This is a genomic window from Paenibacillus sp. MZ03-122A, assembly GCF_024213325.1.
GTDB lineage: Bacteria > Bacillota > Bacilli > Paenibacillales > Paenibacillaceae > Paenibacillus > Paenibacillus polymyxa_B.
This window is the reverse complement of the sequence record NZ_JANAVI010000001.1, coordinates 732809-756097: the sequence shown is the minus strand read 5'-3', so window position 1 is coordinate 756097 and position 23289 is coordinate 732809. Positions and strand designations below refer to the sequence as shown.

Annotated in this window: 22 protein-coding genes; all 22 read right to left on the bottom strand. The window is 45.8% G+C overall.

What is annotated here, in order from left to right:
- Positions 1-16: 16 nt before the first annotated feature.
- Positions 17-766, bottom strand: coding sequence for a regulatory protein RecX (locus tag NLX74_RS03680; protein WP_254327954.1), 750 nt, complete (start codon positions 764-766; stop codon positions 17-19).
- 195 nt (positions 767-961) lie between these two features.
- Positions 962-2023, bottom strand: coding sequence for a recombinase RecA (gene recA / locus NLX74_RS03675; RefSeq protein ID WP_023988239.1), 1062 nt, complete (start codon positions 2021-2023; stop codon positions 962-964).
- 242 nt (positions 2024-2265) lie between these two features.
- Positions 2266-3534: a competence/damage-inducible protein A gene (locus NLX74_RS03670; protein ID WP_254327953.1), complete on the bottom strand. Its 1269-nt coding sequence runs from the start codon at positions 3532-3534 to the stop codon at positions 2266-2268.
- A gap of 95 nt (positions 3535-3629) precedes the next feature.
- Positions 3630-4217 carry a CDP-diacylglycerol--glycerol-3-phosphate 3-phosphatidyltransferase gene (gene pgsA, locus NLX74_RS03665; RefSeq protein WP_061829421.1) on the bottom strand — a complete coding sequence of 196 codons (588 nt, stop codon included), beginning with the start codon at positions 4215-4217 and terminating at the stop codon, positions 3630-3632.
- A gap of 210 nt (positions 4218-4427) precedes the next feature.
- Positions 4428-4919, bottom strand: coding sequence for a YajQ family cyclic di-GMP-binding protein (locus NLX74_RS03660; protein WP_013309953.1), 492 nt, complete (start codon positions 4917-4919; stop codon positions 4428-4430).
- 144 nt (positions 4920-5063) lie between these two features.
- Positions 5064-5228, bottom strand: coding sequence for a hypothetical protein (locus NLX74_RS03655; RefSeq protein ID WP_254327952.1), 165 nt, complete (start codon positions 5226-5228; stop codon positions 5064-5066).
- 84 nt (positions 5229-5312) lie between these two features.
- Entirely contained in the window at positions 5313-6389 is a 1077-nt protein-coding gene (locus NLX74_RS03650; RefSeq protein WP_254327951.1) for a helix-turn-helix domain-containing protein, read from the bottom strand.
- Between the two features lie 30 nt (positions 6390-6419).
- Positions 6420-7193 (bottom strand): DUF3388 domain-containing protein, encoded by a 774-nt coding sequence (locus NLX74_RS03645; RefSeq protein WP_013370747.1) that lies wholly within the window; start codon positions 7191-7193, stop codon positions 6420-6422.
- A gap of 227 nt (positions 7194-7420) precedes the next feature.
- The gene (locus tag NLX74_RS03640) at positions 7421-7675 is read right to left on the bottom strand and encodes a DUF3243 domain-containing protein (protein ID WP_013309950.1); all 255 of its coding nucleotides are present in this window, start codon (positions 7673-7675) and stop codon (positions 7421-7423) included.
- A 100-nt stretch (positions 7676-7775) separates the two neighbouring features.
- Positions 7776-8543, bottom strand: coding sequence for an elongation factor P 5-aminopentanone reductase (ymfI, locus tag NLX74_RS03635; RefSeq protein ID WP_061829423.1), 768 nt, complete (start codon positions 8541-8543; stop codon positions 7776-7778).
- Positions 8544-8563: 20 nt separating this feature from the next.
- Positions 8564-9844, bottom strand: coding sequence for an EF-P 5-aminopentanol modification-associated protein YfmH (gene yfmH, locus NLX74_RS03630; protein ID WP_254327950.1), 1281 nt, complete (start codon positions 9842-9844; stop codon positions 8564-8566).
- Positions 9845-9846: 2 nt separating this feature from the next.
- Positions 9847-11127, bottom strand: coding sequence for an EF-P 5-aminopentanol modification-associated protein YfmF (gene yfmF, locus NLX74_RS03625; protein WP_235308144.1), 1281 nt, complete (start codon positions 11125-11127; stop codon positions 9847-9849).
- A gap of 165 nt (positions 11128-11292) precedes the next feature.
- The gene (sleB, locus tag NLX74_RS03620; RefSeq protein WP_254327949.1) at positions 11293-12144 is read right to left on the bottom strand and encodes a spore cortex-lytic enzyme; all 852 of its coding nucleotides are present in this window, start codon (positions 12142-12144) and stop codon (positions 11293-11295) included.
- Between the two features lie 225 nt (positions 12145-12369).
- Entirely contained in the window at positions 12370-15048 is a 2679-nt protein-coding gene (locus NLX74_RS03615) for an FtsK/SpoIIIE family DNA translocase (protein WP_254327948.1), read from the bottom strand.
- Positions 15049-15151: 103 nt separating this feature from the next.
- The gene (locus NLX74_RS03610) at positions 15152-15364 is read right to left on the bottom strand and encodes a YlzJ-like family protein (RefSeq protein WP_061829428.1); all 213 of its coding nucleotides are present in this window, start codon (positions 15362-15364) and stop codon (positions 15152-15154) included.
- Entirely contained in the window at positions 15361-16209 is an 849-nt protein-coding gene (locus NLX74_RS03605; protein WP_254327947.1) for a ClpP family protease, read from the bottom strand. Before NLX74_RS03605 ends, NLX74_RS03610 begins: the two co-directional genes overlap by 4 nt.
- Before the next feature lie 229 nt (positions 16210-16438).
- Positions 16439-18118: a ribonuclease J gene (locus NLX74_RS03600; protein ID WP_013309942.1), complete on the bottom strand. Its 1680-nt coding sequence runs from the start codon at positions 18116-18118 to the stop codon at positions 16439-16441.
- 349 nt (positions 18119-18467) lie between these two features.
- On the bottom strand, positions 18468-19349 hold the full coding sequence (dapA, locus tag NLX74_RS03595; protein ID WP_254327946.1) for a 4-hydroxy-tetrahydrodipicolinate synthase: 882 nt from the start codon (positions 19347-19349) through the stop codon (positions 18468-18470).
- A gap of 37 nt (positions 19350-19386) precedes the next feature.
- Complete coding sequence (gene dapG / locus NLX74_RS03590; protein ID WP_254327945.1) at positions 19387-20604, bottom strand: aspartate kinase; 1218 nt, start codon at positions 20602-20604, stop codon at positions 19387-19389.
- Between the two features lie 23 nt (positions 20605-20627).
- Positions 20628-21665 (bottom strand): aspartate-semialdehyde dehydrogenase, encoded by a 1038-nt coding sequence (locus tag NLX74_RS03585; RefSeq protein ID WP_254327944.1) that lies wholly within the window; start codon positions 21663-21665, stop codon positions 20628-20630.
- Positions 21666-21798: 133 nt separating this feature from the next.
- Positions 21799-22392 (bottom strand): dipicolinate synthase subunit B, encoded by a 594-nt coding sequence (locus NLX74_RS03580; protein ID WP_254327943.1) that lies wholly within the window; start codon positions 22390-22392, stop codon positions 21799-21801.
- On the bottom strand, positions 22389-23288 hold the full coding sequence (gene dpsA, locus NLX74_RS03575) for a dipicolinate synthase subunit DpsA (RefSeq protein ID WP_235308139.1): 900 nt from the start codon (positions 23286-23288) through the stop codon (positions 22389-22391). Before dpsA ends, NLX74_RS03580 begins: the two co-directional genes overlap by 4 nt.
- Position 23289: the final 1 nt, after the last annotated feature.

Sequence of the window (23289 nt, the reverse complement as noted above, 5' to 3'; positions counted from 1 at the left end):
AGCAGCCGTTTGGCAACTATTCCTCCCACTGCAACAATTCCTCGTCATCTAAAGCAACGTCATGCTCGGCCGCAGTGAGATGATTGACCACTCGGCGTGTCATATCCCCCGAATATCCGCGTCTCATGAGAAAAGGGTAGGTTTTCCTTTTTTTCTCCATTATATCACCACGTATCTGATTCCATTTCTTACGTCCGACCGTCAAAGCGCTCTCCCACTCCTCATTATCGGTGATCTCACCTAACGCTTCGCCAATAGAGGCTTTAGAGATGCCCTTCTGACGAAGTTCTTGCCTAACCCACATCTTACCCTTACGTTGGCTAGTTATGCGCTGCCTTGCCCATTGGCGGGCGTATAAATCATCATCTACGAGTTGTTCCCTTTGCAGTCGAACCATTACTTCGTCAATAACAGACTGATCCAGTTCTTTTTGTAACAAACGTTGGGCAATTTCCTGACGTGTGCGAGGCTTTCGCCCCAAATAGCGAAGCGCAAGTACATAAGCCTGTTGCTTTTCATCTGCCAGAACGATATCTTCCAGTTCTTTTTTATCAAATGACGTTCCTTTGAACATATTGTACTTGATCATTACATCTTCTAATACAGACAGCGAATACGGACCAAAATGAATGATATACCTTCCGCGTTTGCGTCCCTGTCCCTGCTCTACCCTAGTAATCATCAATTCCACATGATCCGGAAAAAGAGAAATCCCTTGTTGCTTATTTGCTTCCGAAGTGTATTCATCTTCATCGTCCAACTGCAATATATTTCCCTCACTTTGAAATTCACGAAAGCAGCCTTTGAACACCTGCTACGCAAAGTTAGATTCCGCTGACAAAGCAGACTTTAGTTGATGCAAAAATGCCCTGCACAACTGTGCAGGGCATCAGAATCATGCTATTCAAACGGACGGTGCCATAACCCTGGCCCCAGTTCACAAACCAAGATTCACCAAGCTTTATTCAAGCTCCAACAATTCCTGTTCTTCCTTCGCTTGCTGCGCCAACTCTTCTTCTGTAGGCGGAGCAACCGTCGTAATCAAATTGCTGGCCACCCGAATTTTTTGTTCGATCGTACTAGCAATATTCGGATTTTCCTTCAAAAATTGTTTAGCATTCTCCCGTCCCTGACCAAGGCGCTCACCTTCGTAGGAATACCAGGCTCCGCTCTTGTCGACAATGTCATGCTCCGTACCGATATCGATCAAGCTACCTTCTTTGGAAATACCCTCACCGTACATAATATCCACCTCAGCCTGACGGAAAGGAGGGGCAACTTTGTTCTTCACGACTTTAATACGTGTGCGGTTACCCACAATGTCGTTACCCATTTTCAAACTTTCAATACGACGAACATCCAAACGTACCGTAGAGTAAAACTTCAAGGCACGTCCACCTGGTGTTGTTTCAGGGTTACCGAACATAACACCTACTTTTTCACGTAGCTGGTTAATAAAAATAGCAATGGTTTTCGACTTATTAATGGCTCCAGAAAGCTTACGCAATGCCTGAGACATCAAACGTGCTTGAAGACCAACGTGGGAATCTCCCATTTCGCCTTCAATCTCTGCCTTGGGCACAAGTGCCGCTACGGAGTCAACAACTACAATGTCTACTGCTCCACTACGTACAAGGGCTTCGGCAATCTCAAGCGCCTGCTCTCCTGTATCTGGTTGCGATAGTAACAACTCATCAATATTGACACCCAGCTTGCTTGCATACGACGGATCAAGCGCATGCTCGGCGTCGATAAAGGCGGCTTGTCCGCCTGTTTTTTGCACCTCTGCGATAGCGTGAAGAGCTACTGTCGTTTTACCGGATGATTCCGGTCCGTATATTTCAATAACCCGGCCTCTTGGAAAGCCGCCCGTTCCTAACGCAATATCCAAAGCAATCGAACCACTGGGGATCGTTTCCACTTGCATGTGGGTAGACTCACCCAACTTCATAATGGAACCTTTACCAAATTGCTTTTCTATTTGACGGAGCGCCATATCCAGCGCAGCACGACGATCTGACAATAAACTCACATCCTTCATTGTTTGTACTTTAATAATACCTTGTTTTGACACGCTTGCCAAGCATTTTTTCGAACATACATTCGTTTTTTTTATTCGCACAACTCTCTTCTATAATTACACCTGTCTCTTAAAACAAAAAAAGAACCGCTGGCAAAAGGCTTTGCAACGGTTCTTCCGATAAGATGATTATACCATGAATATCTATCTAAAACAACTCTACGAGTCACACTGTACATAGATGTTTAAGAGAGTTTCTCGTTCTCTACCAGCCTGCGCCACAATCTGTACAGGATTGCTTTGACTGATCGCAGTCGGATTGTTTCACGGTTGCCACTCAGTCTCAGTTCATGTACTTCCGTTTCCTTGTCGCGTTCAGCAATGCCAATATACACTAGACCGACTGGCTTCCGTTCGGAATACCCAGGCCCGGCTACACCGGTAACTGAAAGTCCAAAATCGCTATCCATGATCATTCTCGCCTGCTCTGCAAGCACAAGGGCTACTTCCTTACTCACTGCGCCTGGCGCATGGTCCCCTTCCAAATAATCATAAGGCACGTTGAGTAACTTCATCTTCATTTCATTGGAATAGCACACGATGCCACCTTGAAACATAGCAGCACTGCCAGGTATAGAAGTAATCTGTTCCATCAGCATTCCACCTGTACAGCTTTCTGCCGCACTCACCGTGAGTTCGCGTTTGGCCATTAGATCTACGATAACCTTCTCCAGCGCAACATCCTCGCTTGCATACATATACTCCGAAAGACGCTGCTGAATTTCTACTTCCGTAGCTGTCAGCTTAATTAATGCTTCACTTTCGCTGGCCGCCTTGGTGGATATACGGATCGTGACTTCCCCTTCCTTGGCATAAGGAGCAATCGTAGGATCTGTCTGGGATTGGATCAGATCTAACAAATGGGTTTCAAGAGCTGACTCACCGATCCCTGCAAATTTTAGCATTTTCGAATAAATTGGCATTTCCTCACCGCTCAATGCCTGCTGAAGCAACCAAGGTTTCGCATGGTTTGCAAACATGGGTTTGAGTTCCTTAGGCGGTCCAGGCAAAACTACATAAAATTTACCGTCCTGTGCAATCGCGTCGCCCACAGCTAGCCCTGTCTCATTTTCAAGCGGAGTAGCACCTTCAATAGAAAGCGCCTGCCGGCGGTTATTCTCGGTCATTTCTACCCCACGGTTACGGAAAAATTGATCTAGCTTGTCCATTGCAAGACGATCTATGTGCAATTTCCGCCCCAATACAGCCGCTATCGCCTCTTTCGTCAAATCATCCTGAGTCGGCCCCAGACCGCCGGAAAACAAAATAATATCCGCACGCTTCTGAGCAATCCTTATCGCTTCCTGAAGCCGATTTATGTTATCGCCAACCACAGTCTGAAAATACACATCGATTCCAATTGTAGCCAGCTCTTGTGACAAATATTGAGCATTTGTATTCACTATTTGTCCGAGTAATAACTCTGTTCCTACTGCAATTATTTCAGCTTTCATCAATTCTTCCTCCTGTACTGCGAATATTATGGGAATTATATAAAGAAACAGCAATAAGTTTAGTCCCTATTGCTGTTTCCATAAAATTTATCCTGTTAAACTTTGGAGGAGCTCAGCAAATGGATATTTTTCACGAAATAATCAATACCCGAATAAATGGTGATCAACACTGCTGCCCATATCGCTATTAAATCAAACGGTATACCAAGAAAAACAAACGGGAAATTATTAATGAGCAGCGCTACAATAGCAACGATCTGGATAATCGTCTTTAATTTGCCCCAATTGCTTGCAGCAACCACAGACCCATCCAGTAAGGCAATCTGACGCAGCCCCGTAACCGCAAACTCACGGCTAACAATCACAACGACAATCCATGAATCAATTTTCCCCATTTCTACCAAGGAAACCAAAATAGCGGTTACCAAAAGCTTATCAGCAAGGGGATCCAACAGCTTGCCCAAATTGGTGACCATATTATTTTTACGTGCCAAATATCCGTCAAGACCATCCGTGCTGGCTGCTACAAGGAAAATGATAGCCGCAATCAGCTGATTATACGGCAGCTTGAAAGCTCCGATCTCAATCGGCGGCGGATAAAAATCAAAGTTCACCAGCAAAGCCAGCATCATCACCGGGATAAGGCAAATCCGCGTTATTGTAATTCTGTTGGGTAAATTCACAACACACTCTCCCCTGATTATCGTACTTGATTACAAATGGCAGTTTTCGGATTAAATTCAATCCTATGTAAATCGCTTTCGACGAGCGCTATACACCTGAATTGTCTGCATTTTCGTTACAAGTATAATATGGCGCAAAACGCATGTCAAAATAACCTGCCGCACATCAAGCAACGTTTTTTCCTACAAAATATATGAGGGAAAACGGCTTTATTTCATGTTTGTAAATTGAAGCTCCAATGGCAAATCAGCTTTACGTAGCAATTGAATAATCGCCTGTAAATCATCCCTGTTTTTTCCGGTCACTCGGATTTGATCACCTTGAATCTGACTTTTGACTTTTAGCTTGGAGTCCCGAATAAGAATATTAATTTTCTTGGCATTATCCTGATCAATTCCCTGCTTAAGCGAAAGACGCTGACGCACTGAACCTAGAGAAGCGGGTTCCAATTTGCCATACTCCACATTTTTAAGGGACAGACCTCGTTTGGCCATTTTAGATTGCAAAATATCAATCACCGCATTCAGCTTGTACTCGTCTTCCGATGCAATCGTAAGAGCTTCTTTCTCAAGCTTGAGGCTACTTTTGCTATCCTTGAAATCAAATCGTGTTTCAATTTCACGCTCCGTCTGATGAACCGCATTTGTTAACTCCTGCATATCCATTTTGGAGACGATATCAAATGAATTTTCTGAAGCCATCGTTTCACTTTCCTTTCCACAACAAAGTTCAATATCTAATTATAGGCTAGTCATTTACAAAAATCCAATAATCCGTTGACTAAAAAGGCGTTTTTGCCAGTTTTCCTGACAAAAACGCCTTTATTTCAATTACGGTCAAAATATCTAATTATGGCTTCGTGTTGGAGTTCGGAACATATCCAAAAATCCAAGCACAATGTGAGCAAGACCAAAGCCCAGTATGCCATAGCCCCATGCATTCGGTGTCAGATAATAGCCCAGTAAACTGACAATGATACCGAGCCCAGTCACAATCCAGCTGACGGTCATAACGTATACACCTCACTTTGCGGAAAATGAAATGACTACCTTTCCAAGAATTACAGTCATTAGTATTTCCTCGCACCAAGGCGTTTATTCACCATCAGTAGTTGTAGAATCTGTACCACTTTGTGTTGAATCCGTACTTCTACCTGTCGAAGAATCTGCAGGTGAGCCCGTTACCCCTGCACTCGTTCCGGTCGTGGAAGCTTCTCCTTGCTGGATCAGTACACGAGTAGTCGATTTATTATCTGTTATCGGTTGACCTGCTACGGAAATATCTGTGGCAGAAGACCGCCCTGATTTGATATATAAACCTTCCGGACCAATATCGAAAGACATGGCATCTCCACTTTTAGTCATACCGTAGCTCAGCTTTTCTCCACGGGAATTTTGTCCCTTGTACACTTCAAGCCAGCTTTCACCCGTCGCTTTAATATCAACCTTGGCTGTGGCTCCCGTTGCACTGGAAACTTTGAAAATCGTCGTCTTGCCTTGCTTGCCGTCCTGTGCCACAGTTACACCTTGTTGTGGTGTAGTCGTATCCGGCTGCTGTCCAGTATCTGGAGTAGTAGCACCCGTACTCCCCGTACCATTTGGCTGAGTTTGGCCGGTTTGCCCCGCATCAGGAGTCTGCCCACCAGCACCATTTGGAGCCGTCGTTTGACCATTGTTCGGCTGTGTCGTAGTGGTATCAGGAGTAGACGTGCTTGGCGTTGTACTTGGTGTTGTACTTGGTGTTGTAATCGGCGTTGTGTTTTCTGCTGTTTTTGGAGTTGAATGGTTGTTGCTCACCCAATAAGCATAAATAACCCCAACAATGAGAACTAGAAAAAGCCACATTAACGCTGTAGGCAACCATTTAAGATTACCAATTGTGGCGGGACGGCTGGAGCGTTTCTGTGTAACAGGCTCCATGACTGCTTCCGGTTCAGGTTCAGGCACATTACTTTGATGCCCTTCCAGAATCTCATCGGGGTTCAACCCGACCGTTTCAGCGTATGTTTTAATAAAAGCTCTGACATAAAAGCTTCCCGGCAGCACTTTGTAATCGCCCGTCTCAATGGCTTCCAGATAACGTTTGCGTATCTTCGTCATTTCCTGAACATCGTCAAGGCTCAATCCTTTTTGCAGCCGGGCCTCCTTTAATTGCTGACCCAGTTCTGACATGTCATCATCTCCTTGTGTAATTACGCTTATTTAAAGATCTTCTGTATAACTGGCTGTAAAGGTATCATAAATAATTTCTTCAGCCGGATTATTGCGAAGTTCAATAATGATATTGAAATCGTCAAAGCTGTATCCTGATTCACGTACAAATACATCAGGATGCTCAATCACTTTAGTACTTGGCATGCTCATGATTTCCTGAAGCAGGTGATAATGTCTTTCATTTGACCGAATTGTACTCACAATACCATCAATAATAAACACATTGTTTGGGTTCATTTCTTCTTCAGAGAGCTGACTGCGCACCGTCTGTCGTAGTAACGTTGAAGACACAAAAGTCCAACGCTTCATTGCGCATACACTACTGGCAATAATGGATTCCGTTTTGCCCACACGCGGCATCCCCCGAAGACCGATCACCTGATTGCCGTCCCTCTTTAATACTTCACCCAAAAAATCGACCAGCAACCCAAGCTCATCGCGTGTAAAGCGAAATGTTTTACGATCATCTGAATCCCGATCGATGTAACGGCCGTGTCTTACTGCCAATATATCAACCAGTCTCGGAGCACGTAAGGCCGTGACTGTAATGTTGCTCGCTTTTTTTAACGTGTCTCCGAGAATGCGTATTTTCTCGTCATCATCCGTTTCAAGCAACATCCCCCGTCTTTCCCCTTCAACACCGTTGATTGTCAGTATATTAACCCCCAGAATACCAAGCATGGAAGCAATGTCTCCCAGCAGTCCGGGTCGATTTTTATGTATCTTGTACTCCATGTACCACTGTTTCGTTTCTTCCGTCACGTTAGCACCTCATTCACATTCAAACCGTCAACAACTCCAAATCAAAGCATTATTGTATCATAAAATAACATCTTTCGACAAAACCAATTATTGAAATTCGATAGGTTACATTGTGTTGTAAGCCTCAATCACGTTTATGATATATAAATTACAATGGAATTACAAGAACAGCTCTGTAACCATTACAGAAAAGCCCCCAAAAGGGAGCTTTTCATGTTGGTTCCTACTTATGCGTTGCTCTTAGCCAATTTAACCATTAGCCGGGCGATGGTGTGACGCTCGTCCTCATCGGCAACTCCCCACAGTTCTTTCAGTGCGCGGTTGGAGTGGTTCGCTGGGTCGACCTTCTCATCCAGAAAATCACCAATTTCATAAGCAAGCTCTGAAATGGTATCTTGGCTGATTCCCAGCTTCTCCGCTTGCTCTACACGCTGACCAAGGAACTTTTTCCAAACATCAAAATTCTGAACAACTGTTGACATACTTAAATCCTCCTTAGATGATTCAGATTTAAAATCAACAGTTATAATATGCTCTTCTCAAACGCTTACTATACTGGTGGATTCCTCCAAGCGCTATCCCTTAAGTCACCCATCCTCCATTAGGACTTATGACCTGGCCATTAATATAACCTGACTCAGGAAGCGCAAGAAAATAAACCAGGGACGATATTTCATCAGGTCGAGCCAACCGTCCGGCAGGAATTTCTTCTTCCAAACTGGTAATTTCGCCTTTATCCAAATGATCCAGCATCGACGTATCCACTGCACCTGGAGCTACAGCATTCACTGTCACCCCGGAAGGTGCTACCTCTTGAGCCAACGCTTTAGTGAAAGCGTTAATGCCTCCCTTGGTGGTGGAATACAACACCTCGCACGATGCGCCACATATCCCCCACACGGAGGAAACATTCACAATGCGGCCATAGCGTTGGGAAATCATATGTGGCATAAAAACCTGCGTGCACAGAAAGGTTCCCTTAACATTGACGGCCATCACTTCGTCCCATTCCTCTTCCGAAACATCTGTCAACAGCCCATAATGAGATAATCCGGCGTTGTTCACAAGAATATCCGGCTTCATCCCGTGATTATCCAGCTTTTCCCGCATGCGTTCGATCTGCTCCTTGCTCCGCAGATCCGCTGACACGGTCATTACCTTGCCTGAATAAGCCATGCAACGACGGGCAACTTCATTTGCTTTTTCATGGGACTTCATGTAGTGAATGACAACATTCATCCCTACGGCTGCAAAACGCTCAGCAATAGCCGCACCAATTCCGCCACTCGCTCCTGTAATCAGCACGGTTGTATCGCCAATTGCTTTTAATTCTCCGCCCTCGGTGGTCATTGTTTCCCTCTCCCTGGACATTACGGACTCACCACTAGTGATATTGCGAGTTGATCCCACTGGATATGGTCTTTTAGACGGCGATTTACATCCTCGAGCGTGATACTTTCATAAATAGGGAGCAGTTGGAAAAAATCGCTGCCCCGGAAGCGATGTCTTGTAAATTCATGTGCAATATTTTCTGGTGAATTGAGTGTACGCAGATAACCACCGATTTTCTTTTTGCGTGCCCGTTCAAAATGTTCTGCTGCAAAGCCCTGCTTCTGAATGGACTCCACCTCTTCACGTATTCTCGCCAACAGCCGATCCGGGTCTTTGGTATCCCCGCCGATTGCAGAGAATGCATATTGCTGCGTACTATTGTACTCATGACCAAAACTGTCCGAAATCAGATCCTCATCGTAGAGCTTTTGATATAGTTGTGTACTGGAACCAAACAGGAGATCAAGCATCAGCTTGGTTTCCTGATCATGACGAAGTAATTCTTCACCCGTTAGGCCTACTTCAGCCTCCTTGAATCCAAACAGTAGCTTTGGCAGAGAAACGGCCAGCTTCACCTCACGACGTGGTTCTGCAACTGTAGTGGGTTCATCGTCGAAAATCCGCTCAATCTCTCCCTGCGGCTTATAGTCCTTTTTGGCCTGATTGTTACGTACCAGCTCTATTACTTCAGCTGGATCCACTCCGCCCACTACAAAAAGAATCATATTGCTTGGGTGGTAGAAAGCTTCATAGCAACTGTACAGCGTTTCTTTTGTAATCGTACTGATGGATTGAACAGTACCTGCGATATCAATATGCACCGGATGAACCTTGTACAACGCCTCGATCAGACCAAAGTAACTCCGCCAATCAGGGTTATCTTCATACATATTAATTTCCTGGCCAATAATGCCTTTTTCCTTTTCTACATTTTCATCTGTAAAGTAAGGATGCTGCACAAAATTGACCAGCGTGGTCAAATTTTCTTGAATACGCTCGGTTGCCGAAAACAGATATACTGTTTGATCAAAGCTGGTAAATGCGTTCGCCGATGCCCCATTAGAGGAGAAGGTAGCAAAAATATCGCCTTCAGGCTCTTCAAACATTTTATGCTCCAAAAAATGGGCTATGCCATCCGGCACCTTTACGGGCTGTTGACCTTCTACGCGGAAATGATTATCAACTGAGCCGTATTTAGTTGCAAATGTGGCGTATGTCTTCTGAAAACCCGGTTTGGGCAACACATAAACGTGTAAACCGTTATCCATTACTTCATAGTACAGCGTTTCCTGCAAATGCTCATAAGGTATATGCTCCACCGCTATTCCCCCTTCTGGTCTCTCAAGAAATAAATAGTGTCCAGTCGGAACGTCCGGGCGGCATCCTGAACATCCTGCACCTTGACTGCCTCCACCTGACTCAGCAGCTCATCTACTGTCCGTTCTTTACCGGAAAGCTGTCTGTTAAAATCATAGGCGATCATTTCAAAAGCGGAATCCTGCATCTCCTTTAGCAAGTTGCGAATCATCGCCTGCGTTTGGGTCATTTCCAGCTCAGTAATCGCTCCGTTTTGCGTATCTTCCAGTTGCTTGCGGATAATAGTAACCGCTTTTTCATAATTAGGAATTTCAATACCAGATTGAATCGTACCAATACCTTTATGCCCGTCATACCGTGATGAAGCGTAATACGCCAAACTTTCCTTCTCCCTCACATTAACGAACAGCTTTGAATGCGGATACCCGCCCAGAATGCCATTGTACATCAGAGCGGAAGCATAGCGATCGTCTCCATACGTAATAGGGGTGCGCAACCCCATGTTGAGCTTGCCCTGGTTCACATCAAGACGCTCTACAACGGTTTGAACATCACGCTCTACCGACTTGGGCTGTTCAGGAACATACCCTGTTTCCGCTGAACGGTTCAATTGAAAATAGCGATCAACAAACTTCTCAACTTCTTCTAGCGTCGTATCTCCCACAACGTATAAATCCATGCTGGCATGATTCAGCCATTCTCCATAAGCCTTATACAAGCTCTGTGCATCTATACTGTCCAGATCAGATCGTTGACCAAGAGGGTGCAAACGATAAGGCTCATCCTTGCACATTTCCTCCATACAGCGCTCACCAGCATAACGTATTTTATCGTTAACTATAGATTCCAGCTTCTTACGCACATTTTCTCGTTCCTGCTGGACGTATCCCGTTTGAAATGCACCATTTTCCAATGCAGGCTTCGTTAGTACTTCTCCGAGAAAAGAAAACGAACGATCCAGTAAACTATCTGGACTATTTACAAAGCTGTCATTAATCGTATCCATGCGAAATTGCACGATCTGATAATCTCCACGTTTATACACATCGAAACCGAAACCCGCGCCATACAATTGCTCTAACTGTTCTCTGAATTGTGTAGTCTGCGGATACGATTCTGTACCCCGTCGCAGAACGAAAGGTGCCAGCCCCACTCGAGTTACGGTGTCCTCCCGTAGCGGAGTGCCTACATACAATGATATAGCAAACGTCTTAAAGCGCTTGGTCGGCAGTACATGAATCCTCAGTTGTCTGCGTGTGCCACGCTCGAAACCTGTTTTGTTCAAGTCCAAAACTCCTTTGTGACGTCAATTTGCGTCTAGCCTTTGATTAGCAAAGCATTAGCTGCTGTGAATCTTCCTCCTGTAAAGAGGTAAAGTGTACCAATCTTTATTCTAACCATGCAAAAGCCAAGAAGCAACCGGAGACAAGCTCCCGGCTGCTTCGGCGTTTTACATGCAAAAAATATGTTCCCCGATGGTTTTCACCTGCGGACGGGACCAAATCCATTTAGAGGTGGCTGTTTTTGGGTTAAAATAATAGAGACATCCTCCGCTTGGATCCCAGCCGTTCAGGGCTTGGCGTACCGCCTTTTGTGCATTCTCATTCGGTGTGAGCCAGATTTGACCGTCTGCTACTGCTGTGAAAGCTCCTGGTTGAAAAATCACTCCAGATGGTGAGTTGGGAAAGCTAGGTGACTTGACCCTGTTCAAAATAACAGCCGCGACGGCAACTTGTCCTTCAAACGGCTCGCCGCGGGATTCACCGTAGACCGCGTTGGCCATAATTTTAAGATCGTTTTCAGATAGTCCCATGGTGTTGACCGATCCCATCGTTTCATCATTTTGATCCGCTTTATCGTTATTGTCTGCTGTCTGTCCCTGAGCGGAACCTTGATTGTTACGATGCATAGGAGTTTCCGTTGGCTTCCAGTTAGGAGTAGCATTCACCAGCTTTAATTTCGTCTTTGCTCCGACCACTCCATCAGGACGGATGCCAAATTCCTTTTGAAAACCCTTAACAGCTTTTAGTGTACTGCTGCCAAAATGGCTGTCCACTTTCCCGCCAAAAAAGCCCAGCAACTTCAAACGTGATTGCAACTCATATACATCCTGACCGTAAGATCCAAAATCAACCGCTCCCGAGCTGAATGTCGGCTGAGAAGGTTGCGCCGCTTGTACTTTCTGCTGTGTGCTCAGCGGCTCTGCTTGCTGCTGTGCAGAGTCACTTTTAAAAAGTCCTGTGTACGTAATAGCCGAGGCTGCGAGGATACCCGTGCAAATCCAGACCATTGTCTTTTTCATATGCTGCGCTCTACCTTTCTTTTGTGGGATTAACAGGATGGCTACGTTTATTATGACAAGGTCCGCTTAAAGCTATTCACCCTTTTAATCTTCTTTCAGCAGATAGTCGCCACACCTCAAAAAACATCACAAAAAAACGCTGTTTGTGCACTCGGAGTTGTCATATTAGAACAACCACCATGCGAACAAACAGCGTTTTAATGTAGTGCTGGATAGAGATCATGCTTAGGAACTTACTTTATTTTGCTGATATTGCTCCATTGAGATAAGGACCTCACGGGGCTTGCTGCCCTCATAAGGGCCGATGACTCCGCGAGCTTCCATGGAGTCAATCAGTCGAGCAGCACGTGTATAACCGATCCGCATACGGCGCTGAAGGAGCGAAACGGAAGCTTGTTTAGCCTCTAAAATGATGTTGACCGCCTGATCGTACAGCTCATCCAGCATTTCATCTGCATCAGCCGATACCTCTTCCACCTCCGGCACTAGCGTTTCATCATACTGCGCCTCACCCTGTTCACGTACGTAGCTAACAATATTTTCGACTTCTTGATCGCTCATGAATGCTCCCTGAACGCGGACTGGTTTGGAAGCACCCATTGGCATGAACAGCATATCACCACGTCCGAGTAGCTTCTCGGCTCCACCCATGTCCAATATGGTACGGGAGTCTACCTGCGAGGAAACGCCGAAGGCAATACGTGAAGGAATATTGGCTTTAATCACCCCGGTAATTACATCAACCGAAGGTCTTTGCGTTGCAATGATAAGGTGGATGCCTGCTGCACGCGCCATTTGGGCAAGTCGTGCAATCGCATCCTCCACATCTCCCGCAGCTACCATCATTAAATCTGCCAACTCGTCCACAATAACGACGATGTAAGGCAGAAATGCATCCGGGTTATCTTTCATCAGATTATTATATCCCTCAATATTACGGGTTCCTGATTTGGAAAATAACTCATATCTTTTTTCCATTTCAACTACAATTTTCTTCAATGCAAGTGAGGCTCGCTTTGGATCAGTCACGACCGGAGCCAACAAATGCGGGATTCCGTTGTACACGTTCAACTCCACCATTTTAGGATCGACCATCAAAAATTTGACCTCATCCGGCTTTGCTTTGTACAAAATACTCGTAATGATCCCATTGATACACACTGATTTACCCGAACCAGTTGCCCCAGCTACAAGCAGATGGGGCATCTTGGCCAAATTACCGACAATCGTCTGTCCTGCGATATCACGTCCGAATGCAATAGATAAATTGGAAGCTGACTCCTGGAAAACGGTTGTCTCCATAACCTCACGCATCGTTACAATGGAAACTTCATTATTCGGAACCTCAATTCCGATAGCTGATTTGCCAGGAATCGGAGCCTCCATACGGATATCTTTGGCAGCAAGCGCAAGCGCAATGTCATCCGTCAGACTCACAATGCGGCTGACCTTTACTCCAATGTCCGGCTGAATTTCATAACGCGTTACGGCAGGGCCACGGACAACCTCCAGCACCTTGGCCCGCACACCGAAGCTTTCCAGCGTTGCCTCCAGCTTGCGTGCCGTTTGCATGTAATCCTTTTGTCCCATACCTTTGCCTGCGTTTTGTGGTTTAGCAAGTAAACGAAATGATGGGAGCTTGTACGGTTTAGGCGGCGGCGGAGCCGGAATAGCTGTATGGTTACCTTCAGCCTCTTCGCCTGCCACCCCAGTTGCAATCGTCTGAGCTTGTCCCTGAGCACCTTCTAATGTCCCCTGGATCGCTGTCGAATCATCCATATCCGTATTTGCATTGGCATCCACAAAGTCATCATCCAGGGATTCATCAATAATGGAAGTTGTCTGCTCTGCTCCTGACAGGGACTCTCCAAATTCAGCTTCCGGTCTTCTTTCCTCCTGCTTTACTTGTTCGAAGAAATCCCTAATAATCGGCGACCTTTTTACCAGAGTTGCAGCTTCCTGCTCAACGTGTTCGACTACGTCAGACATCTCTTCACTCTGGTTGCCGTTTCTCCACTGGGCCTGCGCGTCCTCAGCTTCATATGGAAGATCATGATCATCCTCATCCGTATCGACGGAATGCTCATCCCTGTCCGCTTTATCTGAATTTTTGAGACCAAACAACTGAAAGAAAATCGGCTGTTTGCGTGCAGGAGGCTGCATTTCGTCAAAGTCATCATCCATGTCTTCCTCATAGGCAGGAATGGGGTCAGACTTGATTTTTCTATTTCCACTGCCTTTGCTTGATGCTGAAAGCGGAGTAGCTTTACCAGTCCATTTTTTGCGCACGCTTCCCCCGGCTGTCAGCAGCTTGGTTTTTACAATCCGTACCAAATCCACATAGGACAGTTGGGTCATCAGCATGAAACAAATGACGAACATAACAATCATGATCAGTTTAGCTCCGGTGAGACCAAACAGCCATAACAGAACAGTAAGCTGCAATGCGCCTACGTAACCCCCGCTGATATCCTTGTTCAGCATTGAGGTATGACCCTGCTGGTCAGGCGACAGCAACTGCTCACGCATATCTATATGTATCTGGGTCATCACTCCGCCCGGCTGAAGCGCGTTGATCGGCCCCAAACGCTGCTCCATAGATGAAATAGAACTCATAAGTGTAAAGGCAAATACTAACAGGAGCAAACCCGTTTTACGGGAGTTCCACTGGTTCGGCCACTTGCGGTGAATCATCACCATCAGACCATAATAAATGCCAATGAGAGGGATAACAAAATAGAATTTCCCCAGTACGAGCCCAAACATCTTGGATAGCGACCGACCAACCGCCGCTTCACCCGACAACGCAATGACCGCTAATGTAATCAGCACAATGCCGTAAATTTCAAATTTTAGAACTCCGCCAAATGCGGCTTTCTTTTTTCTTTTTCTTCTTCTGGACATACAAGGTCACCCCCCAGAAGAATATTATACCACGTCACCCGGTATCCGCACATATGTTCTTTTTCAACAGTAAACGACCTATTTCTATACTACTCGACACCTTCTACGACCACTCGATGACTTGACCTGGTCCATAACGCGGATTCAGGTAGGCTTCCAACGGACAGTCCAACAACCGTACAATGATCCCCCGACGACTTTCAAGCGGCTGTACTTGCATAAGTAGACCGTCTACCCGAACTTCTGCAAACTCCTCAGCCTCTTTCCACATCCCTTGCCATACCATTTCCATTGGCATTACAGTATATAGTGTCATTGTGGTAGCTCCCCGCTAGGCTCCCCTGACAGTGTCTCTGTAGGAGTTCCTGTGGCACTAGGAGAAAAAGGAGCATACGGAGCCTGCTGTTGAATCCCAGCGATCCCGTTTTGCTGACGGCGCGTTTCAATAATGGTGTTCAGCTGTTTTAAAGCCTCTCCGATGCCTCCAACCGCGTCCATCAATCCATACTTCACTGCATCAGCTCCTCCAACCGCTGTACCAATATCGCGGTTTAACTCACCGGTTTTAAACATTAATTCCTTAAACTGCTCTTCTGTAATACGAGAATGAGAAACGACGAAGCGTACAACACGTTCCTGCATTTTTTCCATGTATTCAAAAGTTTGTGGTACTCCAATGACCAGACCGCTCATACGAATGGGATGAATGGTCATCGTCGCACTCTCCGCAATGTAGGAATAAGTGGAAGACACAGCAATAGGCACACCGATGCTATGCCCCCCACCTATGACAATGGTCACCGTTGGTTTACTCATCGATGCGATCATTTCAGCAATAGCTAGTCCTGCCTCTACATCACCACCAACTGTATTCAGCAAAATCATTAATCCTTCGATACGAGGATTTTGTTCTGCCGCTACCAACTGGGGAATAATGTGCTCATATTTTGTCGTTTTGTTTTGAGGCGGCAAAATGAGATGCCCTTCAATTTGACCGATAATCGTCATGCAAAAAATATTGGACTCGCCTCCAGGCATGGAGGTTTGACCCAGTTGCTGCAAAGCCTCCATAGCAGGTAAAGCGGGTCTTTGCCCAATTCCTGGTTGATCTGGCGCTTCGCTTTCCTCATTTCCAGATTTTAGATTGCTGTATTGTTCCATATGGGTGATCTTCCTTTCGCTTTACGCATCTATATGACCCGTATTCACCCTATAGTATGGGATAGAAATGGAATATTTTATACCCACCCCCATGCCTTTCCTTGTCCCAGGAAATCAAAAAAGCCTCTCCTCCCGCGGAAACCGTCCAATATTTCCTGCGGGAAGAGAGGCGACTGTGTGCCTGTGACTTAAGTTTTTAATTCAGGTTTTTGAACAAATTTCAATTGAATCACACTTCCATTATAATTGGCAGGATCATCGGTCTCCGACGAGTTTGCTCATACAAGAAGCGACCTAGTGCATCCTTGACATTTGTCTTGAGGGAAGCCCATTCATTTACATTTTCACTCATGAGCTTATGCAGTGTACTTGAGACAATACGATTCGCTTCATCCAGCAAACCTTCCGATTCACGGACATATACGAAACCTCGGGAAATGATATCTGGTCCCGATTTAATCGTTCCGTCTTGCTTGCTCAGCGTAACAACAACTACCAAAATACCGTCCTGTGACAGCAATTTGCGGTCGCGCAATACGATATTTCCTACATCCCCTACGCCTAGTCCATCGATCAGTACGTTACCTGCTGTAACTTTACCAGCTCTGCGTGCTCCACCATTCTGAATTTCAATGACTTCACCGATATCCGTGATAAAGATATTCTCAGGCTCAATACCTACACCTTCAGCAAGAAGAGCGTGACGACGTTGCATTCTAAACTCACCATGAATTGGCAAGAAGAACTTTGGTTTCATCAGATTCAGCATCAGCTTGAGTTCTTCCTGGCTTCCGTGTCCAGAAACGTGGATACCTGGATTAGCTGCGCTGTAATATACATTGGCACCCAGACGGAACAGCTCATCAATTGTGCGTCCAACGTATTTTTCATTACCTGGTACTGGAGTAGCTGCGATGATGACTGAATCCCCTGGAAGAATGTCAACCTTTCGATGTGTGGAACGAGCCATTCTTGTCAAAGCTGACATCGGTTCACCCTGACTGCCTGTGCAGAGAATAACTACACGATCCGCTGACATTTTGCCAACTTCTTCAGGCTCAATCAGCATTCCATCTGGAATTTCCAAATAGCCCAAGTCTGAAGCAATACCTACGACATTAACCATGCTTCGACCAATAACTGTTACTTTACGTCCCGTTGCTTCAGCAGCATTAATTACCTGTTGAATACGATGTACGTTAGAAGCAAAAGTAGCTACGACCACACGCTGTCTCGACTTGCGGAAAATGTCTTCCAGGACAATACCAACGCTCTTTTCCGAAGGTGTAAAGCCTGGTTTTTCGGCATTCGTACTGTCTGACAAAAGAGCCAGTACGCCACGTGTGCCAATTTCAGCCATACGCTGCAAATCTGCATATTGTCCGTTCACCGGAGTATGGTCAAATTTGAAGTCACCTGTATGAACAACAGCGCCTTCAGGAGTATCAATACATACACCTACAGAATCTGGAATACTATGGTTGGTTCTGAAGAATGTTGCTTTCAGTGTGGAACCCAGCTTGATTTCAGAATCAGCATTGATCAAAATACGTTTGGTTTCACCAAGCAGATTCGCTTCCTTCAGCTTGTTTTCCACCAATCCCAGCGTCAATTTGGTACCATATACTGGTACATTCAAATGTTTCAACACGTAAGGCAAACCGCCGATATGGTCCTCGTGACCATGAGTCAGCACAATGCCTCTTACTTTGTCGCGGTTCTCTGTAAGGTAGGAAATATCAGGAATAACGATATCAATGCCCAGCATGTCCTCTTCCGGGAATTTCAAACCGGAATCCACCACGACAATGTCATTGCCGTATTGAACGACATACATATTTTTCCCGATTTCACCGACGCCGCCCAAAGCGAAAATCATCAATTTATCGTTGTTTGTTTTTTTAGACAAATGAATCTAAACCTCCTATGGTAGTTGGACGTCGTACCTTGATTTGTTTATTTAATTTTCAAAAAAATACCGCACCCAGTCACTTGACCCCATTATACATGATTAAAATACGAAAAAACAAGTCATCCTGTTCGTTAAGCTAGGTTTCCCATTGCCGTCTGAAACCATTAGTATCCGTCATTTTGTCTACATACATGGTTAAAAGCACAGCAAAAAGGGCGTCCTATAAGAACGCCCTTCACGCTGGGAACCTTGTCAGACAATAAACCCTATCGGTTTTGTACCTACCGACTGCCCTTAACAAGGATACTCCTTAGTATTAATTAACATCTTACATTCCTATTTCCCTTTACCGGGTAAATAATTTCTTAATAAATTCCGCTTCATCCTCAGTTGGAGGAATGAGCGGCAACCGAACCGAACCGACCTTAACCCCCCGTAATTCCAATGCATATTTTACTGCCACCGGATTAGGCAGAGGATGAGGACAACCAAACAAGCCCTTGAAAATAGGGAACAACTGCTGATGCAACTTGGCTGCCTCCTGCGAGTGTCCTCCTACAAGTGAATCGATCATCCGCTTCATTTCAGCACCTACCACATGACTCGCTACGCTGATAATACCATAAGCACCTACAGCCATAGCAGGCAACCCGGAAGCATCATCCCCGGAATAAACCAGAAAACCTTCCGGCGCTGCCGCTGCAATCTGTGTGACCTGCGCAAGTGATGCACATTCTTTAGTTCCCACAATATTCGGAATTTGTGCAAGGCGCAGTGTTGTTTCAGCTGTTAGACTCGCTCCAGTACGACTTGGAACATTATACAGTATAGCTGGGAGTGATGTGGAGTTCGCAATACTTTCGAAATGCTGATACATCCCTTCCTGATTCGGTTTATTATAATATGGCACTACCAGTAGAACACCATCTGCTCCTGCCTGCTCCACGGCACGGGTTAGATGAATGGAGTGACGCGTATTGTTGCTTCCAGTCCCGGCAATAATTTTACATCGTCCAGCTGCTTTTTCTACAACAAATGCAAACAACTTGATTTTTTCATCATCGCTCAGGGTAGGAGACTCCCCTGTTGTTCCAGATACAACAAGTGACTCTGAGTGCTGTTCTTCTATTAAGTAATCAATCAACGAGGACAATGCAGTCCAGTCAATCTCTCCTTGCTTATCAAAAGGTGTCACCATTGCGGTAATCAATCTGCCGAAGTTCACCATGCTGCCTCCTTTTTGCAAGTCCGAGCACGGACAATGCCTATTGATGGAGTTCAAATTTATTATGCAATGCGCGTACAGCCTGCACCATATCTTCTTTTTTAACAAGTACCCAGATCGTCGTGTTGGAATCTGCGGATTGAAGGATCTGTACGTCTGATTCTGCCAATGCCTCCACAATCGTCGCCATAATGCCTGGTACCCCGTTGATACCACCGCCAATGACAGAAACTTTAGCACACCCGGCCAGTATCTTAGGTTCTAGACCCAAACCGTTCAATACTTCAACCGCTTTGCTTCCATCATGATCGAACACAGTATAAACTGCCCCCGTTGGCGTTACGTTAATAAAGTCAACGCTAATTCCATGTTCAGCCATAGATTTGAATACTTGTAATTGCAAGTGCTCCAAACCCGGCTTTAACTCAACATTAATCTGAGTGACATTGCCGACATACGCAATACCGGTCACGAAACGGTCTACGATGTCTGCCTGCACGTCTTTGAAGCCTTCCGGGTGGGTAACTAACGTACCTTCTCCTTCGGAGAAGGTAGAGCGAACACGGACCGGGATATTAGCCTGCATGGCGATTTCAACAGCACGAGGATGGATAACCTTTGCTCCCTGATGAGCCATATTACAAATCTCCGTATAGCTAACATGTGTGAGTGGCTTTGCGTTTTCCACAATGCGCGGATCGGCAGTCAATATACCATTCACATCCGTATAAATATCAACCATATCCGCATGTAGAGCAGCACCCAGAGCAGTAGCTGACGTATCGCTGCCTCCCCGACCCAAGGTAGTCATATCACCGTCTGCTGTTTGTCCCTGAAAACCTGTCACAATGACAACTCTACCTTGGTTCAACTCTTCAACAACACGGTCTGGCTTTATATCCAAAATACGAGCATTGCCGTATTGATCATCCGTAATAAAGCCCGCCTGTGCCCCAGTTAGCACCGTAGCAGGAATACCTTCCTTCTCCATCAGGCTGCATAATGTAGCAGCAGAAATGATTTCACCACAGCACAGCAGTAAATCCCGTTCGCGCTTCGGAAGACTGTCGCCGTTAGACGCCGCCCAATCCAGCAGCGTGTCGGTGGCATAAGGCTCTCCTTTTCTCCCCATGGCCGACACAACAACAACCAATTGAAGATTTTGTTCCAACTCCCGCTTCATATGTGCCAGCACAAGTTGACGTGCTTCAGGTGTGGACAGCGAGGTTCCCCCAAATTTTTGCACCAAAATACCCATTATTCTTCCCCCATATCGGAACGTTACTCCGCGTTTGCAGCAATAATTTCCGCGATTTGCACCGCGTTCCATGCTGCTCCTTTGAGCAGGTTGTCGGATACGACCCACAAATTCAATCCACGGCTATTGCCCAAATCACGGCGTACACGCCCCACAAATACGTCAGGTTTTCCTGCAGCATCAGATGCCAGTGGATAAAGCTGAGCAGCAGGATCGTCCACCAGCGTTACTCCCGGTGCCGAAGCCAGCAGATTGCGAATTTCTTTTAAATCATAATCTTTTTTAAGTTCTACATATACAGATTCCGAGTGACCATATACAACAGGAATACGCACACACGTTGCTGTTACGTCCACAGATTCGTCACCCAGTATTTTTTTCGTTTCACGTACCATTTTCATTTCTTCCAGTGTATAACCATTGTCCTGGAATTTATCGATTTGCGGGATAGCATTGAAAGCAATCTGATGCTTTACTGGCAACGAGCCTACTGGCAACAGATCAGGCTGAACTTCATCTCCGTTCAGAATCGCTGCGCTTTGACGATTCAATTCATCAATAGCTCGGCTTCCAGCGCCGGAAACGGCCTGGTATGTGGATACAATGATACGAGAAATGCCATACTGATCATATAATGGTTTCAAAGCAGCTACCATCTGAATGGTGGAGCAGTTCGGGTTCGCAATAATTCCTTGATGTTCGGCAATTTTGTCGCTGTTCACCTCAGGCACTACAAGAGGAGCTGTCGGATCCATTCGGAATGCGTTGGTGTTGTCAATGCAAACTGCCCCATGACGAACAGCATGCGGCGCCAATTCCTTACTTACGTCTCCACCTGCACTAAACAAAGCAATGTCGATTCCTTCAAAGCTGTCGGGGGTAGCAATCTCTACTGGAATTTGCTGACCTTTAAAGCTAATTAACGTGCCGGCAGAACGAGGCGAAGAAAGAAATTTGATTTTGTCCACAGGAAAATCCCGTTTTTCCAGCAGATTTACGATCTGTTCTCCTACAGCGCCTGTCGCTCCAACGACAGCTACATTAAACTTTCTATTGCTCATCTGGTGTATCTCCCCTTCTCGACTAAAAACCATTTTTTATTCTGAAAGCATCCACCGCCAACAAGAAATTAGACCCGATACAATATCGAATCATCTTCTAGGCGAGGGATGCTCAGCAGTTAACTATAATACTTCATGGGGTCTTGCGTTCCACAATCATCGGCTGAAGCTGTTTGCCCTGCAATGCTTCATAAGCAGCCTCCGGAATCAACTCCATGTTAGCTACAAGCGAGTTCGGCTTATTAACTGGATTGTCCTGTCCGAACGGCACAAAAAAGATATTTTTGGCTACGAGTAATTTGGCGATATTGGCAGCATTTAGACCCAGTCCATCATTAGTAGATATAGCTAAAAGAAGTGGACGACCGTTGCGCAATTGCGCCTTGGCAGCCATCAAAACTGGACTGTCTGTCATTGCATTCGCTAACTTACTCATCGAATTCCCCGTCAAAGGTGCAATCACCAGCACATCGAGTATTTGGGAGGGACCCAGTGGCTCAGCCTCCACAATTGTAGAAATGATATCATTCCCTGTTATATCTTTCAACTGTTTTTGCCAACTTTGCGAAGTACCAAAGCGCGTATCCGTTGTTAGTACTGTATTGGATATAATAGGAACGACCTTCGCACCCTCATCAACAAAGCGCTGTATAACAGGCATTACCTCTTCAAATGTGCAATGTGAGCCTGTAATTGCATAACCTACTGTTTTCCCTTGCCAACTCATTGTGCATCCCCCCGATCAGGATTATCTTCCATTAACAACTGCACCAGCGTATTCGCTATAATGGCGCCAGCAGTTTTGGGAGCAACAATACCGGGAAGACCAGGGGCAAGCATAGCCTTGATTCCACGCTTTTCCGCATAACGGAAATCACATCCGCCTGGTGCGGAAGCAAGATCTATAATCACGGTGCTCAATGGCAATTTAGACAGGATTTGCGCTGTGATAATCATAGAGGGTATCGTATTAAAAATCAAGTCAACTCCCTTTGTCTCATGCGCCAAATCCCTTGTCATAAAAGGCCTCCAACCCATTTCCACGGCTCTTGCTGCATCCTCTGCCCGCCGTACTCCAACCTTCACTCTGGCTCCCAACCCCTGTAGTGCCCTTGCCATGGTAAATCCAGTCCGTCCCATGCCTAGAACCATACAATCTGCACCGTGAATCGTAAAATCAGTATGCTGAATGGCCATCATCAGTGCGCCTTCGGCCGTAGGTATAGAGTTGTATATGGCCACATCATCTCTCTCCAGCAGCTCTACCAGCTTTAACTCATGTCTGGTACAAATCTCTTTTAAGTACGTCCGCGCCATCCCTGTATATACAACGCAATGCGGTGGAAGAGCAGCAGCATGTTCATTCAGAAACTGGAGCTTCTGTGCTCCGAAAAGTGCATTTACGTTGCCTTCCTCATCGCATCCCACCACCGGCAAAATCAGTGCGTCTGACGATTCCAGCAGCTTGACAGACATTGGTTCTAGTGTCACTCCTTTGAGTGGTACTTCAAGCTTGTCAAAACCGACCACACTGACGGTAGCATCCATGTCCACACATTTGCGGATTACCTCAAGCTGCCTCGCATCGCCACCCAAAACAACGACGCGTATTCCTGTTAGCATC